Source organism: Vibrio olivae, assembly GCF_042428525.1.
Classification (GTDB): domain Bacteria; phylum Pseudomonadota; class Gammaproteobacteria; order Enterobacterales; family Vibrionaceae; genus Vibrio; species Vibrio olivae.
Window position 1 is genome coordinate 1 of record NZ_JBHMEP010000139.1, and the last position, 511, is coordinate 511.

At 47.7% G+C, this 511-nt stretch carries 1 protein-coding gene; it reads left to right on the forward strand.

Annotated features, from left to right (window positions below; translation table 11 throughout):
- Positions 1–511 (forward strand): DUF4368 domain-containing protein (locus ACFFUV_RS23935; RefSeq protein WP_390198524.1); only part of this gene is annotated, 511 nt, incomplete at both ends.

Consider the following 511-nt stretch of genomic DNA (forward strand, 5'->3'; position numbering starts at 1 on the left):
CGCAACCGGGCAAGAAATGATATGCTCTGCACTACGCATTATATCCGCAAAAGCGTATTGAAAGAACTTGTCCTTGCAGACTTGCAGCGAGTAACGTCTTATGTGAAAGAGCATGAACAGGAGTTTATCGAAACAGCCAACGAGTGCAGCGCAAAGGCAGTACAAAAGACGCTGACACAGCAGCGGAAAGAGCTTGACAAGGCGCAGAACCGTATTAACGAGCTGAACATCTTATTCCGCAAGCTCTACGAGGACAACGCTTTAGGGAAACTTTCTGATGAACAGTTTGCTTTTTTGACTTCCGGCTATGATGAAGAAAAAAAGACGCTGACCCGGAGGATTGCGGAGCTGTCACAGGAAATCGACAACGCCACCGAGCGCAGCGCGGACGTGAAAAGGTTTGTTGCACTGGTACGCAAGTACACCGCCATTACCGAACTGACCTACGAAAACGTCCATGAATTTGTTGACCGTATTCTTATTCACGAACTGGATAAGGAAACGAACACCC